We start from the raw sequence: 16,639 nt of genomic DNA, 5'->3' as shown, positions 1-16,639 counted from the left end.
TTCGCTAACGCGGCTGCTTTTGCTTTCGCTGCTGCCGCCGCTTTTGCCTTCGCTTTCGCTTTGTCCTCTTCCGATATTTCTTCGCCTTCTGATGCCTTCTGCTTCGCTAACGCTGCCGCTTTTGCTTTCGCTGCTGCCGCCGCTTTTGCCTTCGCTTTCGCTTTGTCCTCTTCTGATATTTCTTCGCCTTCTGACGCCTTCTGCTTCGCTAACGCGGCTGCTTTTGCTTTCGCTGCTGCTGCCGCTTTTGCCTTCACTTTCGCTTTGTCCTCTTCTGATATTTCTTCGCCTTCTGACGCCTTCTGCTTCGCTAACGCTGCCGCTTTTGCTTCCTCTATACTTATCTCCTCACCTTTTGGTAGCGCTTTCTCTTTTTCTTCTTGTACCTCAGTTTTAGACATTTCCTCCTCATGTTTAGCGGCTAACCGTTTCCGAGCTTCTTCTTTTGCATGTCTTGCGGCCGCTTTTTTCATATCTTCTATCTCTTTATTCGGATCACTCATCTATTCGTCACCTGCTTTCCAGTCTTTGCTTCGTAACGAATCTTTTCTTTTAATTTATTAATCCCATAAATTAAAGCAGCTGGGTTCGGAGGACACCCTGGAATGTACACATCTACCGGTACGATTTGGTCCACTCCTTTCACAACAGCGTACGAATTCACATATGGACCGCCTGCTGTTGCGCAGGACCCCATCGCAATAACCCATTTCGGTTCTGGCATTTGATCGTATAAACGACGCACAATTGGTGCCATTTTCTTTGTCACTGTTCCTGAAACAATCATGACATCTGATTGCCTCGGCGATGTCCGAAAAAATGATCCAAACCGGTCTAAATCATAATGAGATGAGCCAACTCCCATCATTTCAATCGCACAACATGCCAGCCCAAATGTCATTGGCCATAAAGAATTACTACGCGCCCACCCCTTCACCTGCTCTAATGTTGTAAAAAAGATGTTCCTCTCTAATTCCGCCCGTTCCTGTGGATGTAACTCTTCGAAATTTATAGCCATTGTAACACCTTCTTTTTCCAAGCATACGCCAAACCAACAAGCAACATAATGACAAAGATTAACATTTCAATAAGCGCGAACAAACCAAGCTTGTCATAGGCAACGGCCCACGGATATAAAAATACGGTTTCCACATCAAAAATGACAAACAATAATGCAAAAATATAATAACGAGCATGAAAACGGACATTCGCATCATGATAAGGTTCAATTCCGCTTTCGTACGTCGTTGCCTTCGCTGCACTTGGTTTATGTGGGCGCAGCAACTTTCCTAACGTAAGAGCCACTATCGGTAGCAATATACCCAATAGTAAAAAGATCCCAACAATCATATAACTATTTTCATATACATTCGCCACCCTGAAACCCTCCCCCCCTAAATTAAGAACAAGTTCACTTAGTAAACAATATGTCTAACCTGCATCATTTATTATTTTTAAATTTTTCTAAATAATGCGACTATTAACCTCATTATAGCAAACTTCAAATTCCTATGTCGATATATTGGGAAAAAGAAAAACCAAGTAACGTAAGGCAAATTTTCTCCTTATATTACTTGGTTGACAGTAATTTGAACTAGTTTAATGAAATCTCATATTTCTCTTCATTTTTACAATTTGTGATAAATGTGTAAAATAAAATATGGAAACTGCATATACGTATCAAGCAATTCCCTCTAGAAAATAGAAAAGGACGATTTATACTCGTCTATATCGCGGGTGACTTCAGTGAAAACAAAGAAACAAACACATGTAACTATCCTTATAAGCTCTTTATTATTATATTTTATAATTCACTATATAGCTTTACTCTTTTTTTCCGGATACTCAGTTCCGTTCCAAATCATAGCGGGTATTACTACCATTTTTCTTAACATGATGATGAGTAGTTATTTATTTTACTTTTCATTAAATACAGATAAACAAGCTCATACATTTTGGATGTTAGTAACAATCGGCACAATACTTTATAGCATCGGTGATATAATCGTTTTTTATCAACGACTTATTCTAAATGATTATTACACATTTGTTGATCCATCTGATATTTTTTATTCACTATTTGTAATAAGCTTTGTATCTGCCTTTTTATACGAAATGATTCACAACAAAAATATATGGGAGAAACTTTTCACGCTATGTGACATTTGTATCATTGTGACTGCACAATTCACTTTAAGTTATTACCTTCTCATTGAACAAGCTATCCATATATTCACCTTATCTCTCATCAATATGGTTGTTCAACTTATGTATCCGATGGCAAATTTACTATTTGTATTAATAGGAATTCACTTATTATTTCGGCCGCTATCACTCATTTCAAAACAGGTTGCCACGCTACTTGGAATCTCTCTTATTTTATATGCAGGTACAGATTCTATTTATATGTATATCAAATACTCAGCACCAGAATATTCCATGTTTACGGTCGCACCAATTTATCAAGTTGTACTTATGATGATTACGATTGCATGCGTACTTCACACAAAAAAGACTAAGAAACATGAGCAAGTACTTTTAACACCACAAGCTGGTGAAGCAATCCGTTTATCATTACCATATATATCCGTAACTGTACTTAGTATTTTTATATTGGTAGAGCACGTTTTTGCACCCGTTTTAGTAACCGGATTTATTCTCACATTTTTCTTCTTATTGATTCGTCATATGTTAGTACGAAGACAAAATAAAGTGCTATTACTAAAACAGATGCATTTTAATTTAGAACTAGAAAAACAAATTGAACTACGTACAAAAGATTTAGTGGATCAAAAAAATAAATTGTTTCAAAGTAAGCAAATGTTTAAATCTTTATATGAACATCATCCGGATCCAATTTTCACGTTAGATTTACATGGGAATTTTTTAAATGTCAATAACGCGGGAACTACATTGCTTGGCTATCAAACAAATGAGTTATTTCACAAACCTTGTCATTCCCTCATTTATGAAAAAGATTTACAAAAGGTAATCGATGCATTTCGTCATGTAAAACAAGGACATTCTATTTCTTTAGATATACGAGCATATCATAAAAACAGAGATATTTATTATTTACACGTTACAGCTGTTCCTATTATTTTAAAGGAGCATATTACAGGGATTTATTTGATGCTTAAAGACATTACAGAAAGTATACAACAACAAAAGCAAATTAACTTCCTAGCATATCATGATACATTAACTGAACTAGCAAATCGCCGTGCTTTCCAGGAATACCTTGAATCTGCCATTATAAGAGCAAAAAAAGAAAAAGGTTCCTTTGCAGTTATGTTTCTTGACTTAGATCGCTTTAAAATTATAAATGATACCCTTGGACACCAGGTAGGAGACCTTCTCTTAATTGCTGTCGCAAAACGATTGAAGCGAATTTCAAAACCAAATGTGAAGATTGCAAGGCTTGCTGGAGATGAGTTTACACTTCTCATAGAAGACTATGAGAAAGACTCTGAAGTACAAAGAATTGCAGATAACATTTTATCATTGATGAATGAACCATTTGAAATTGAAAATCATCTACTGCAAATCTCACCAAGTATCGGTATCGCTATCTATCCAGAAGATGGTGAGGATGCAATGTCTATTTTGCAGCACGCCGATATGGCGATGTATGAAACAAAACATAAAGGAAAAAATGGTAGTTCTTTTTATACGAAAGAACTATATGAGAAGATGGAGCGAAGAGCGAGAATTGAAAAAGACTTACCGCTTGCCTTAGCAAATCATGAATTCTCTATCGTCTACCAACCACAAATTGATGTCGTCACAAAAAAGATAATCGGTGCAGAGGCGTTAATTCGTTGGCAACATCCGGAACTAGGAATGATTTCTCCGTATGAGTTCATTCCAATAGCGGAAGAAACGATACAAATGATCCCACTCAGTCACTGGATGTTAAAACAAGCTTGTCAACAACTACAAGTGTGGCATAGATTCGGTTATTGCGATTTAAACATGAGCGTTAATTTATCAGCAAAAGAATTTCAGCAGGATAACTTAATTGATGTAATTCTAAATATACTGCAAGAAACAAACTTAGAACCAAAATTTTTAACACTCGAATTAACGGAACGAATCGCAATGATAGATGAAGAAGAAACTTTATTAAAGCTAAGACAATTGAAAGAATACGGAATTCAAACATCAATCGATGACTTTGGTACAGGCTACTCATCACTTGCCTATCTATCTCTTTACCCAATTGATACATTAAAAGTACCAAGAGAATTTACACAAATGGCTGAACATCGCGAAGAAGAAAAAGCGATTGTATCAACAATTCTTTCACTTGCCAATACATTAAAGTTCTCTGTTGTTGCAGAAGGAATTGAAACAAAAGAACAACTCCAATTCTTACAAAACAATGGTTGTAAATATATGCAAGGCTATTACTTTAGCAAACCACTAAGCGGTAAAGAATTTATGAAATTCCTACAAAAAACCCCAAGCATGAACAATTAATGTTTATGCTTGGGGTTTTTTTAAAAAGTAGTATCTTCTTTTTTATAATAATTTTTAGGATGTGTAATTTTCAGCTCTCTTCTATCCAAGATATAATAAAAAATCCGTAAAGGAATGAACCTTTACGGATTTTTTTATTTCATATCGGAAACGTTCAAACGGTTAACCGCACGTTTTAGTGCAAGTTCTGCACGCTTGAAGTCAACATGTACTTGTTTATCTTGCATACGTTGCTCAGCACGACGCTTCGCTTCGTTTGCACGATGAATATCGATATGGTTTGCTTCTTCAGCAGATGGTGCTAATACTGTTACTTTATCTGGACGAACTTCGATAAAGCCACCGCTTACCGCTACATAATCAGTGTGACCGCCATTCTTTAAACGAACCGCACTAATTTTTAGAGGTGCAACAGTTGGAATGTGACCTGGTAAGATCCCCATTTCCCCACTTTCTGCTTTCACGCTTACCATTTCTACTTCTTTTTCGTAAACCGGTCCATCAGGAGTTACAATACTGACTGGAAATGTCTTCATAATTCGTCCCTCCTAAGGCCTTACGCCATCATTTTCTTCGCGTTTTCAATAACTTCTTCAATACCACCAACTAGACGGAATGCATCTTCTGGAAGGTCATCGTATTTACCTTCTAGAATTTCTTTGAAACCACGAACTGTTTCTTTTACAGGTACGTAAGAACCTTTTTGACCTGTAAATTGCTCCGCTACGTGGAAGTTTTGTGATAAGAAGAATTGAATGCGACGAGCGCGATGTACAACTAACTTATCTTCTTCAGATAACTCATCCATACCTAAGATAGCGATGATATCTTGAAGTTCTTTATAACGTTGAAGTGTTTGCTGTACTTGACGCGCTACTTCGTAATGCTCGTCTCCTACGATTTCCGGAGAAAGCGCACGAGATGTAGATGCCAATGGATCTACCGCTGGGTAAATACCCATTTGTGTTAAACGACGCTCTAAGTTTGTTGTTGCATCTAAGTGAGCGAACGTTGTAGCTGGTGCTGGGTCAGTATAGTCATCGGCTGGTACATATACCGCTTGGATAGACGTGATAGACCCTTTATTTGTAGATGTAATACGCTCTTGTAATTGACCCATTTCTGTTGCAAGTGTTGGTTGGTAACCTACCGCAGATGGCATACGACCAAGAAGGGCAGATACTTCAGAACCCGCTTGCGTGAAACGGAAGATGTTATCGATGAACAGTAGTACGTCTTGTCCTTGCTCATCACGGAAATGTTCAGCCATTGTTAATCCTGTTAACGCAACACGTTGACGTGCACCAGGTGGCTCGTTCATTTGTCCGAATACCATCGCTGTTTTCTTGATTACGCCAGAATCGCTCATTTCGTGGTATAAGTCGTTACCTTCACGAGTACGCTCACCTACACCAGCGAATACAGAAATACCACCGTGCTCTTGTGCGATGTTGTTAATTAACTCCTGGATTAATACTGTTTTACCTACACCGGCACCACCGAATAGACCGATTTTACCACCTTTAATGTATGGTGCAAGTAAGTCTACTACTTTAATACCAGTTTCAAGAATTTCTACTTTCGTAGATAACTCTTCGAATGCAGGTGCTTGACGGTGAATTGGATCACGGCGTACATCCGCTGCAACTTCACCATCTAAGTCAATTGCATCACCTAATACGTTAAATACACGACCAAGTGTTGCATCACCAACTGGAACAGAAATTGGTTTACCAGTATCTTCTACTTCTGTGCCACGAACAAGTCCATCTGTAGAAGACATCGCAACCGTACGAACTGTGTCATCACCTAAGTGAAGCGCAACTTCTAAAGTTAAGTTAACTTCATCTTTTTTAATTCTAAGGGCATTGTAGATTTCAGGTAGCTTTCCGCCGTCAAACTTAACGTCTACAACCGGACCCATGATTTGCGTAACGCGCCCTTTATTCATCGGGTTCCCTCCTAGCTTTCTTTAAATTAGCCAGCTTTCTATGAGCAGTCGGCTTTCATTTTTTTATTAATGTAGCTTGGGCGACTCTTCCGAAAGAGCCACTTCCGTTTTTTATGAATCTAGCTCTGGTGGCTAGAAGGGGCGGTCATTTCACCCCTTCCCTTCTGGGCAAGCCACCTCCGCTTTTTATTACAATCTAGCTTTGCCTCCTAGCCCCTTTCGTCTAAGAACCTTCCCCACGAGAAGGTAAAAAGCACCTTCTGTGGGAAAGAACCTTAGCCGGCGGGGCTAAACAGTCGGCTCCGCTTTATATTACTATTCTAACGCTGCCGCTCCACCAACGATTTCTGTAATTTCTTGCGTAATCGCTGCTTGTCGAGCACGGTTGAATGAAAGTGTAAGTGTATCGATAACTTCCATTGCGTTGTCTGTAGCACTTTTCATTGCTGTCATACGCGCCGCGTGTTCACTTGCTTTACCATCTAGTAATGCACCGTACACTAAGCTTTCTGCGTATTGTGGCAATAATACTTTTAAGATATCTTCCTCAGAAGGTTCAAACTCATAAGCTGTCGTCGGTTTGTCAGACGTCACGTCCGTAAGCGGTAAAATTTTATTTTCCGTTACTTCTTGTGAAATTTTACTTACGTAATGGTTGTAGTAAATATACAGCTCATCATAAGCACCATCTGCGAACATCGCAATTGCTCGAGAAGCAAGGTCTTTAATATCTGTAAATGATGGGTGGTCAGATAATCCAACTACTTCATCAATGATGTTAAAGCCGCGACGTTTTAAATAATCACGTCCTAGTCGTCCAAGCACAATAATTGAATATTGGTTTGAATCCATATTATGACGTTCACGAATTACGTTACTTACCGCACGTAATACGTTACTGTTATAACCACCTGCTAGTCCGCGATCAGATGTAATAACGATGTATCCTGTACGTTTTACAGGGCGCGCTGTTAACATTGGATGATTGATTCCTTTGCTACCTTGCGCAATACTCGCTACGACTTCTTGAATCTTTTCCATATACGGAACGAAAGATTTAGCATTTTGTTCTGCACGGTTTAATTTCGATGCAGATACCATCTCCATCGCTTTCGTAATTTGACTCGTTTTCTTAGTCGAGTTAATTTTCGCTTTTATATCGCGTAAAGATGCCACAGGTTTTCACCACCTTTTTTCCGGAAGTTGGCACGATTAGTAAGAATCCCTTTCGTTCATCTTTCTAATCTACGTTGCAAGATCTTCTTGCTCATGATTGAAGGAAAAGAATAGGTGCACCTACTCTTTTCCTTTACATAACCGTTAGCAATCCCTGTAAGAGTTGCCTGTTTATATCATTTAGTTTCAGCGGCACGAGCCGCTTCCGCTTTTTTATTCAATCTAGCTGCGGTGGCTAGAAGGGTCGGTCATTTCACCCCTTCCTGCGAGGCAAAAAGCGCCTCTTTGTCAGGAGTTCCAATGCCCTCCCCTTCTGGACAAGCCACCTTCGCTTTTTATCATTATTCAGAAGCTACGAATACTTTCTTAAATCCATTGATTGCTGCTGCAAATTTGTCGTCATCCGCAAGTTTTTTCGTTGTGCGGATTTCGTTTAATAGGTCAGCTGCATTTGAATCTAACCAAGCATGCAATTCTTCTTCAAAACGAGTGATGTCTGCTACTGGAATATCATCTAGGAATCCACGTGTTAGAGCGTAAAGAATGATAACTTGTTTCTCTACTCGCAGTGGTTTGTGTAATCCTTGTTTTAATACTTCAACTGTACGAGCACCACGGTTTAATTTCGCTTGTGTTGCTTTATCAAGGTCAGAACCGAACTGAGCGAACGCTTCTAACTCACGGTAAGATGCAAGGTCAAGACGAAGTGTACCTGATACTTTACTCATCGCTTTAATCTGAGCAGATCCACCAACACGAGATACTGAAGTACCTGCATCGATCGCTGGACGTACGCCAGAGAAGAATAAGTCAGACTGTAAGAAGATTTGTCCATCTGTAATAGAGATTACGTTTGTTGGGATGTAAGCTGATACGTCCCCTGCTTGTGTTTCGATGAAAGGTAGAGCTGTTAAAGAACCGCCGCCTTTTGCATCGCTTAATTTTGCTGCACGTTCTAATAAACGAGAATGTAAGTAGAATACATCCCCTGGATATGCTTCACGACCTGGAGGACGACGTAATAGTAATGACAGCTCACGGTAAGCAGCTGCTTGTTTTGATAAGTCATCATATACTACTAATACGTGTTTTCCGTTGTACATGAATTCTTCACCCATTGTTACACCAGCGTAAGCAGCTAAGTATAATAATGGAGCTGGTTGAGAAGCTGATGCAGTTACAACGATTGTGTAATCTAATGCACCATGCTTACGTAGTGTTTCTACTACATTACGTACTGTAGATTCTTTTTGTCCGATTGCAACGTAGATACAAATCATATCTTCATCTTTTTGATTCAAGATTGTATCAAGTGCAACTGCTGTTTTACCAGTTTGACGGTCACCGATGATTAACTCACGTTGACCGCGACCAATTGGTACAAGAGCGTCAATCGCTTTAATACCTGTTTGAAGTGGCTCATGAACAGATTTACGATCCATTACACCTGGTGCTGGACTTTCGATTGGACGAGTTTTTGTTGTATTGATTGGGCCTAAACCGTCTACTGGTTGACCTAATGGGTTTACAACACGACCGATTAGTTCTTCCCCTACTGGTACTTGCATGATGCGACCAGTACGACGAACTTCGTCACCTTCACGGATTTCTGTGTAAGGTCCTAAAATAATAATACCTACGTTGTTTTCCTCTAAGTTTTGTGCTAGTCCCATAACGCCGTTAGAGAACTCTACAAGTTCACCAGCCATAACGTTATCAAGACCATGAGCACGTGCGATACCGTCACCAACTTGGATAACTGTACCAACATCACTAACTTCGATTTCAGACTGATAGTTCTCGATTTGTTGCTTTATCAGTGCGCTAATTTCTTCAGCTCTGATGCTCATGTGCTTCACCCCTATCTATTCTTCATAAGTTCACGCTGAATACGTGCTAACTTTCCTTGTAAACTACCATCATAAATGCGATTTCCGATGCGTACTTTAATGCCGCCTAGTAAATCTTCATCTATAACATTCTTAATACGAATTGCATCTTTCCCTGTTCTCTTAGCAAATGATTCTGCAATACTAAGCTTTTCATCTTCTGATAGAGGACGAACTGAATATACAGTTGCATCAGCAACGTTACGTTCATCATTAGCAAGAACTACATATTCATTTGCAATTTCAGGTAGAATTTCAATGCGTTTGTTATCAATTAAAATATATAACGTATTTAAAATTGATTCAGAAACAGAAGAGAATACGTTAGAAAGGAACGTTTTTTTCTGCTCCTTTGAAATGTTTGGTTGTGTTAAAAAGCTATGTAGTTCTCCGTTCTTTACAAAAACGTTTTGTACAAGGCGTAATTCCTCTTCAAACATTTCTAATACGTGTTTTTCTTTTGCAATTTGAAAAAGAGCGACAGCATAACGTTTTGCTACAATCTCATTGCTCATCGCGCTTCTCCTACTTCTTTAATATAATCGCGAATTAACTTCACTTGGTCTTCTTCTTTTAATTCTTTTTCAATTACTTTAGAAGCAATTTGAACAGATAAAGAAGCGACTTGTTCTTGCAGAGCAGCAATTGCTTGCTCTTTTTCGCGTTGAATTTCTTGTACAGCAGATGCTTTAATAGATTCTGCTTCTTCTTTTGCAGCGGCAACAATACCATCTTTTTGCTCTTCTGCTTGTTTTTTCGCTCTTTCGATTAACTCTTGTGCTTCAACACGTGATTGTTTTAACATTTCACGTTGTTCTTCTACTAACTTTTTCGCCTCTGCATTATTTTGTTCTGCAGCGTCGATTTCACTAGCAACATGCTCTTCACGTTCCTTCATAATTCCCATCAAAGGACCCCAAGCAAATTTACGTAGCATTACTAATAAAATTAGGAAAACTAGCAATGTATAAGCGATTGTTCCAAATGGAATGGCAGCTCCTAACATTAAAGTTGGCACAAGGATTCACTCCCTTCGAGATATCTAATTTGACCATATGAAAAAAAAAGACATACATTTCGTTCATAAAGCAATGGCGAAGAAAGTCTAAAAACACTCTTCGCCATCTATGTAAGGGGAGTCTCCCTTATTTGTTCATTACGATGAATGCGATAACTACACCGATGATTGGAAGTGCCTCAACTAATGCAACCCCGATGAACATAATTGTTTGAAGTGCGCCTTTTAATTCTGGTTGACGAGCAACACCTTCGATTGTACGTGATACGATAAGACCGTTACCAATACCTGCACCTAATGCTGATAAACCAATTGCAATTGCAGCTGCGATTACACCTAAACTCATTTAATTTGTCCTCCTTTGTATTATAAAAAAAATAGATTTTTTTACTTACTTATTAAAGTATATTAATGGTCATGACTTACTTTATGAGCCATATAAACCATCGTTAACATTGTAAAGATAAACGCTTGGATTGAACCAACGAATACACTGAATCCCATCCATGCCAACATTGGTACAATCGCACCTAATGCTCCAAGTACTGCTCCGCTTCCACCTAATTTAGCAAGTAATCCTAACAAAATCTCACCTGCATAAATGTTACCGAATAGACGAAGACCTAACGTTAATGTGTTAGCAAATTCCTCAATAACCTTTAAAGGAAATAAGAACTTCATAGGTTGGAAATAACCTTTGATATATTCTTTTGTACCCTTCATCTTAATTCCATAATAATGGGTGAGGGTAACTACCATCACGGCTAATGTTAATGTAACTGCTGGATCAGACGTTGGCGATCTCCACCATGCAATGTGTTCACCAGCCTCAGTTGTTGAATACATGAATGGTAAACCTAGCATGTTTGATACGAAAATAAACATCATAAGTGTGACGCCAAGTGTTAAAAAGCGCCCACCTGTTTTCCAGTCCATCGTACTATTAATGATCCCTTTCACGAAGTCTAAAATCCATTCCAAGAAGTTTTGCATTCCCGTAGGACGAAGAGCTAAGCTGCGAGTTCCAATAACAGCGATTAAGAAAACAATAACTGCTGCAACAGTGACCATCATAACTGATGATAAATCGAACGTTAAACCTAGAAATTCAACTAATTTACCGTGTTCCACTAGTAATTCACCTCTCTTCCCTGCTCTTATACTCTAAATAAAGAAAATCTATGATCATGACAAGATATCCTGTCAGCAATCCTACACCTAAGCTCCACATCGCAATTAAATGCTGATATTTCGCTGCAAATAAAATTAATAACCCAATCGTGGCAAATCTCGAATATGTACTTACAGCCGTTGCTTTAAATTTCACGTTTTCTCCATTGGTAACGCGATCTAATAGCTTGTCTGTTCTACGTGCAATGATGCGCAAACTAAGAAAACTGAAAATCGTTCCGATAATCAGCCCAAGAAATACATCCTTGTAAGAGGTAAATCCCCATCCTAGCACAAGAAGCGCAAGCAAGTAGTACATATATTTCTTTTGTCTTTGGACAAGTCCATGTACGTCTATCATCATTGCTCTCCCGAATAGTAATGTCGAATGAGTCGAATCATTGCGTAAATCCCTGTTCCTAATCCTAGCAATAAGCCTATAATGAGAAACAATGGAAACGTTCCAACCTTACTATCAATCCATTGCCCACCAAAGATTCCAACAAGAATGGAACCGACTAACTGAGCAAGAATACCTGACATTAAAGCATACGCTTTTACCGGGTTGCGATCGTTTTTTTGCAAGGATTCATCCCTCCAATATGTAACCCTCATTCACGATGTGTTAATAATAACTCATTTTTTTGCATAAATCCTATACAAAATAAAAAGTTTACTTTTTCGTCACGGAATAGATGTAATTTTGTCACTGAAAGCCCTACCATCTATCCCCGTTGTTAGCATACAATAGGGTATTAGCACTGTCAACGAGAAATCGTAAAAAATCAAAAAATTTGAGTATTAGTTATTTCCTTCCAAAAATGAAAACGTTCCCCTTCAAAATACTGGTGAAAGATATGCAATTTCTAGAAGTTTTCCTCTTATAATAGAAGAAAAAGTTCACAAGTTTGTCACTATTACATTTTTGGGATATAACGTTTTTCTTCTATAGTATAGTGTTTCATAGAAGTTAGACTTCTATATTATATGTGATATATATGCAAGTTATGTTGTATATACAAAAAATACCATTTTATATAAACTTATCCCCCTCCCCCATTCTTCATCTTCCCATAAAAAAAAAGACGAGTAGGGAATCCCTCTCGTCTGTTGTCTTACTTCGTTCCAAATAAACGGTCACCAGCATCGCCAAGACCTGGAACAACATAACCATGGTCATTTAATTTCTCATCTAATGCCGCTACATAAATATCAACATCAGGATGTTCTTCTTGTACTACTTTTACTCCTTCTGGGGCAGCTACGATACACATTAATTTAATTTGCTTCGCACCGCGCTTTTTCAGAGAGTTAATTGCTTCAGCTGCAGAACCACCTGTTGCTAACATCGGATCAAGTACGATAAAGTCACGTTCTTCTACATCCGTTGGAAGTTTCACATAGTATTCTACCGGTTGCAATGTTTTCGGGTCACGGTATAAACCAACGTGTCCTACTTTTGCTGCTGGGATTAATTTCAGAATCCCATCTACCATTCCTAAGCCTGCACGTAAAATTGGAATTAGACCAAGCTTTTTACCAGCGATCACTTTTGTTTTCGCTTTGCTTACAGGTGTTTCAATTTCGATTTCTTCAAGTGGAAGGTCGCGTGTAATTTCAAATGCCATTAAGCTTGCTACTTCATCCACTAATTCACGAAATTCTTTAGTACCTGTATTTTTATCGCGAATATATGTAATCTTATGTTGAATTAACGGGTGATCAAATACATACAGTTTTCCCATGTGAATCTCTCCTTCAGATGATATTCATGCGTGCGCACACGCCGTTTTACACTATTTACGATTGTAAAGAAAACGCTACTAATATTCAAGGGCAAATTTGGAAAAATATTAAATTCATCATGAACCTACCTAATATCTTTACCAATTATGGAAGCCCTATCCTTCATTATATATCCAAAATTTATTCACCATTTGTATACATACTTCACAAGTTATATATGTCCTCGCTTATCTACTACGCTCTCCTATACTGGACTCCCAAAAGAATTTATTATCTTAGCGTTCTTTTCAGGTCATTTATCTTGCTATTCGCAGGCCGAGAAAACTGCAGTTCTATATCTTCCATATTAAAAACTCTGACTTATAGAAAGTATTCTAAAAAACCATCTATTACGAATCCCTGTTTCAAATGAAAAAAAACTGCTGAAACAATATATGCTTCAGCAGTCTTCATCTAATCTATTATAGATCTGTATACATTGGAAATTTATCTGTTAATGCTTCTACACGCTTACGTGCTTCTTCTAGTGCAGCTTCATTCTCATGATTTTTTAATGTATGAGCAATGATTGATGCGATTTCATCCATTTCTTCTAGACCGAAGCCACGAGATGTTACTGCTGCTGTACCGATACGTACACCACTTGTTACAAATGGGCTTGCTGTTTCAAATGGAATTGTGTTCTTGTTCACTGTAATACCAACTTCATCTAATACATGCTCTGCTACTTTACCTGTAATGTCTAAGTTACGAACATCAATTAAGATAAGATGGTTGTCCGTTCCACCAGAAACGAGTGTAAGTCCTTCTTTTTGAAGACCTTCCGCTAAGCGATTTGCATTATTAATGATGTTTTGTGCATATGTTTTAAAGTCATCTTGAAGTGCCTCACCGAATGCAACAGCTTTCGCAGCAATTACGTGCATAAGTGGGCCACCTTGAATACCAGGGAAGATTGATTTATCAATTTGCTTTGCAAATTTTTCTTCACATAAAATCATACCGCCACGTGGGCCACGTAATGTTTTATGTGTTGTTGTTGTAACGAAATGTGCATGTGGCACTGGGTTTGGATGTAAGCCTGCTGCAACTAAACCTGCGATATGTGCCATATCTACCATTAAGTATGCACCAACTTCATCTGCGATTTCACGGAATCTCTTGAAATCGATAACACGAGGGTAAGCACTTGCACCTGCAACGATTAGTTTTGGTTTATGTTCTTTTGCTTTTGCTAACACATCATCATAATTGATGCGATGTGATTCAGCATCTACGCCATATTCTACGAAATTATATTGTACCCCACTGAAGTTAACAGGGCTTCCGTGTGTTAAGTGACCACCGTGGGATAAGTTCATACCAAGTACTGTATCGCCTTGCTCTAAAATCGTGAAGTATACAGCCATATTCGCTTGTGCACCAGAGTGTGGTTGAACGTTCACATGCTCTGCACCAAAGATTTCTTTTACGCGATCACGTGCAATATCCTCTACTACGTCTACATGCTCACAACCGCCGTAGTAACGTTTACCAGGATATCCTTCTGCATACTTGTTTGTTAAAACAGAACCTTGTGCTTCCATTACAGCTTCACTTACGAAGTTTTCTGAAGCGATTAATTCAATTTTTGAACGTTGTCTTCCTAGTTCTGCTTCAATTGCAGCAAATACCTTTTCATCTTGACGTTTTAAATGATCCACCAAAATCCCCCTTTTCTGAACGAATTACACTGATTCCCGATAATTTTTTCTTATTTATTGAGAAAAAAACGAAAATTCAAGTTGTAATTCTTTAGAACCTTCATGTTTTCAACTACATTCTAACATGACTTTCTATATCATAAAAGAAAAAAAAGATCGAGTTTGGTCTTTTCTTTTTATCCTTTATAAGGTCAGACTACATACCTCTTTATATGAGATACTACATTTCTGTTTCTTCTTCATCCCAAGCGCTCTACCTAAAGATGCAAAGGGGAGATAACAGATAGCTGCCTATAAAAGCACAATTCGTGAAGGCCTTTCATCAGTAGGGGATATCCCCACTGATGAAAGGCCTTCACTTTATCTTTAGCTACAAGTAACTGTTTCTTCTACTGCTGCATACACAGCACGCGCACCACCAATAAGTTTCGCGCGTGTTTTGGCCATCGTTACGTGTGCACTTCCAATCTCTTTTACACTTGTGCGGATTGGAACTGCAACATGTTTTAAATGCATACCAATAAAAGTATCACCGATATCCATACCTGCATCTGCTTTTATAAACTCCACTACTACAGGATCCTTTAGATAATGATATGCATATGTTGCTAATGCGCCACCAGCTGATCTAACGGGCGTAACGGTTACAATTTCAAGTTGATACTTCATTGTCACTTCTCTTTCAACTACTAAAGCACGATTTAAATGTTCACAACATTGGAATGCCAATTCTATACCTGTTTGCGCTTGAAATTGTTTTAGCTCAGAAAAAATTGCTTCTGCTACTTCCATCGTTCCCGATGTTCCAATCCTCTCTCCGAGCACTTCGCTCGTACTACAGCCCACTACAAAAATTTGACCGCTTTGCAGGGAAGCTTGCTTTTGAAAATCAGAAAGCGATGTTTGTAGCTGCTTTTTCACTTTTACTATTTCCGTCATGACGCCTCTTCCTTTCACAGATTGGTTCAATAAATTAGTATGTCCAATAGAAAATTACTTCGCTTCGTATGTTTTAATTTTCCCTACGCGGTTTTCGTGACGTCCACCTTCATAATCAGTTGTTAGCCAAATTTTTGCGATATCACGCGCTAAACCAGCACCAATTACGCGCTCACCCATCGCTAACATGTTTGTATCATTATGTTCTCTTGTTGCTCTTGCACTAAATGTATCGTGAACTAATGCACAACGAATACCGTGTACTTTATTTGCTGCAATTGACATCCCAATACCTGTCCCACAAATTAAAATACCACGGTCTACTTCACCGTTTGCAACCATTTCTGCCGCTGGAAATGCAAAGTCAGGATAATCAACAGAACCGGCTTCACATTCACATCCTAAATCAACATATTCAATATTTAGTTCTTCTAATAAACTTACGATTTCTTTGCGGATATTCATTCCACCGTGATCAGATGCTACTACTACTTTCATTTTGACCCCTCCAAAATTTTAGTAAAACTTCTATCGAGTAAGGTTCTTCATCCCCACTGATAAATGA

18 protein-coding genes and 1 pseudogene are annotated in these 16,639 nt (G+C 38.4%); 1 reads left to right on the top strand and 18 read right to left on the bottom strand.

Features of this window, described 5'->3' with window-relative positions; genetic code table 11:
- The 3 genes and pseudogenes from KFD70_RS09835 to KFD70_RS09825 form a co-directional block, all read right to left on the bottom strand.
- Positions 1-503, bottom strand: a pseudogene (locus KFD70_RS09835) (NADH-quinone oxidoreductase subunit C); the annotation flags it as partial.
- Positions 500-1,018, bottom strand: coding sequence for an NADH-quinone oxidoreductase subunit NuoB (nuoB, locus tag KFD70_RS09830; protein ID WP_017153544.1), 519 nt, complete (start codon positions 1,016-1,018; stop codon positions 500-502). The gene nuoB and the pseudogene KFD70_RS09835, both read right to left, overlap by 4 nt.
- The gene (locus KFD70_RS09825) at positions 1,009-1,377 is read right to left on the bottom strand and encodes an NADH-quinone oxidoreductase subunit A (RefSeq protein WP_336451564.1); all 369 of its coding nucleotides are present in this window, start codon (positions 1,375-1,377) and stop codon (positions 1,009-1,011) included. The genes nuoB and KFD70_RS09825 overlap by 10 nt, the downstream gene beginning before the upstream one ends.
- Before the next feature lie 891 nt (positions 1,378-2,268).
- Between KFD70_RS09825 and KFD70_RS09820 the strand changes: the two genes are divergently transcribed.
- A complete protein-coding gene (locus KFD70_RS09820; RefSeq protein WP_420792339.1) occupies positions 2,269-4,482 on the top strand; it encodes a putative bifunctional diguanylate cyclase/phosphodiesterase in 2,214 nt (737 codons plus the stop codon).
- Positions 4,483-4,616: 134 nt separating this feature from the next.
- Here KFD70_RS09820 and atpC read toward each other — a convergent pair whose 3' ends face one another.
- The 15 genes from atpC to rpiB all read right to left on the bottom strand — a co-directional run bounded on the left by atpC (position 4,617) and on the right by rpiB (position 16,572).
- Complete coding sequence (atpC, locus tag KFD70_RS09815; protein ID WP_026591864.1) at positions 4,617-5,018, bottom strand: F0F1 ATP synthase subunit epsilon; 402 nt, start codon at positions 5,016-5,018, stop codon at positions 4,617-4,619.
- Between the two features lie 20 nt (positions 5,019-5,038).
- Positions 5,039-6,433, bottom strand: coding sequence for a F0F1 ATP synthase subunit beta (gene atpD, locus KFD70_RS09810; RefSeq protein ID WP_336451563.1), 1,395 nt, complete (start codon positions 6,431-6,433; stop codon positions 5,039-5,041).
- A gap of 315 nt (positions 6,434-6,748) precedes the next feature.
- Positions 6,749-7,609 (bottom strand): F0F1 ATP synthase subunit gamma, encoded by an 861-nt coding sequence (gene atpG, locus KFD70_RS09805; RefSeq protein ID WP_336451562.1) that lies wholly within the window; start codon positions 7,607-7,609, stop codon positions 6,749-6,751.
- A 341-nt stretch (positions 7,610-7,950) separates the two neighbouring features.
- Positions 7,951-9,459: a F0F1 ATP synthase subunit alpha gene (atpA, locus tag KFD70_RS09800; RefSeq protein ID WP_336451561.1), complete on the bottom strand. Its 1,509-nt coding sequence runs from the start codon at positions 9,457-9,459 to the stop codon at positions 7,951-7,953.
- 11 nt (positions 9,460-9,470) lie between these two features.
- Positions 9,471-10,013, bottom strand: coding sequence for a F0F1 ATP synthase subunit delta (locus tag KFD70_RS09795; protein WP_336451560.1), 543 nt, complete (start codon positions 10,011-10,013; stop codon positions 9,471-9,473).
- Positions 10,010-10,516 (bottom strand): F0F1 ATP synthase subunit B, encoded by a 507-nt coding sequence (atpF, locus tag KFD70_RS09790; RefSeq protein WP_336451559.1) that lies wholly within the window; start codon positions 10,514-10,516, stop codon positions 10,010-10,012. The genes KFD70_RS09795 and atpF overlap by 4 nt, the downstream gene beginning before the upstream one ends.
- A gap of 127 nt (positions 10,517-10,643) precedes the next feature.
- The gene (atpE, locus tag KFD70_RS09785) at positions 10,644-10,862 is read right to left on the bottom strand and encodes a F0F1 ATP synthase subunit C (protein ID WP_000052064.1); all 219 of its coding nucleotides are present in this window, start codon (positions 10,860-10,862) and stop codon (positions 10,644-10,646) included.
- A gap of 62 nt (positions 10,863-10,924) precedes the next feature.
- A complete protein-coding gene (gene atpB, locus KFD70_RS09780) occupies positions 10,925-11,647 on the bottom strand; it encodes a F0F1 ATP synthase subunit A (RefSeq protein WP_336451558.1) in 723 nt (240 codons plus the stop codon).
- A gap of 7 nt (positions 11,648-11,654) precedes the next feature.
- Positions 11,655-12,047: an ATP synthase subunit I gene (locus tag KFD70_RS09775; protein WP_000567602.1), complete on the bottom strand. Its 393-nt coding sequence runs from the start codon at positions 12,045-12,047 to the stop codon at positions 11,655-11,657.
- Entirely contained in the window at positions 12,047-12,271 is a 225-nt protein-coding gene (locus KFD70_RS09770) for an AtpZ/AtpI family protein (RefSeq protein ID WP_001171217.1), read from the bottom strand. The genes KFD70_RS09775 and KFD70_RS09770 overlap by 1 nt, the downstream gene beginning before the upstream one ends.
- Positions 12,272-12,297: 26 nt before the next feature.
- The gene (locus KFD70_RS09765; protein ID WP_034278971.1) at positions 12,298-12,411 is read right to left on the bottom strand and encodes a DUF4024 domain-containing protein; all 114 of its coding nucleotides are present in this window, start codon (positions 12,409-12,411) and stop codon (positions 12,298-12,300) included.
- A 390-nt stretch (positions 12,412-12,801) separates the two neighbouring features.
- A complete protein-coding gene (gene upp, locus KFD70_RS09760; protein ID WP_003202275.1) occupies positions 12,802-13,431 on the bottom strand; it encodes a uracil phosphoribosyltransferase in 630 nt (209 codons plus the stop codon).
- Between the two features lie 462 nt (positions 13,432-13,893).
- On the bottom strand, positions 13,894-15,135 hold the full coding sequence (glyA, locus tag KFD70_RS09755; protein WP_336451557.1) for a serine hydroxymethyltransferase: 1,242 nt from the start codon (positions 15,133-15,135) through the stop codon (positions 13,894-13,896).
- Between the two features lie 366 nt (positions 15,136-15,501).
- Positions 15,502-16,074 carry a TIGR01440 family protein gene (locus KFD70_RS09750; RefSeq protein WP_431613157.1) on the bottom strand — a complete coding sequence of 191 codons (573 nt, stop codon included), beginning with the start codon at positions 16,072-16,074 and terminating at the stop codon, positions 15,502-15,504.
- 54 nt (positions 16,075-16,128) lie between these two features.
- Positions 16,129-16,572, bottom strand: a complete 444-nt coding sequence (gene rpiB, locus KFD70_RS09745) for a ribose 5-phosphate isomerase B (protein WP_003202270.1) — start codon at positions 16,570-16,572, stop codon at positions 16,129-16,131.
- Between the last annotated feature and the right edge of the window lie 67 nt (positions 16,573-16,639).

Source organism: Bacillus pfraonensis (genome assembly GCF_050768835.1).
GTDB classification, from domain to species: Bacteria; Bacillota; Bacilli; order Bacillales; family Bacillaceae_G; genus Bacillus_A; species Bacillus_A pfraonensis.
The sequence above is the reverse complement of the archived record's forward strand: the minus strand, read 5'-3'. Positions and strand labels throughout refer to the sequence as shown.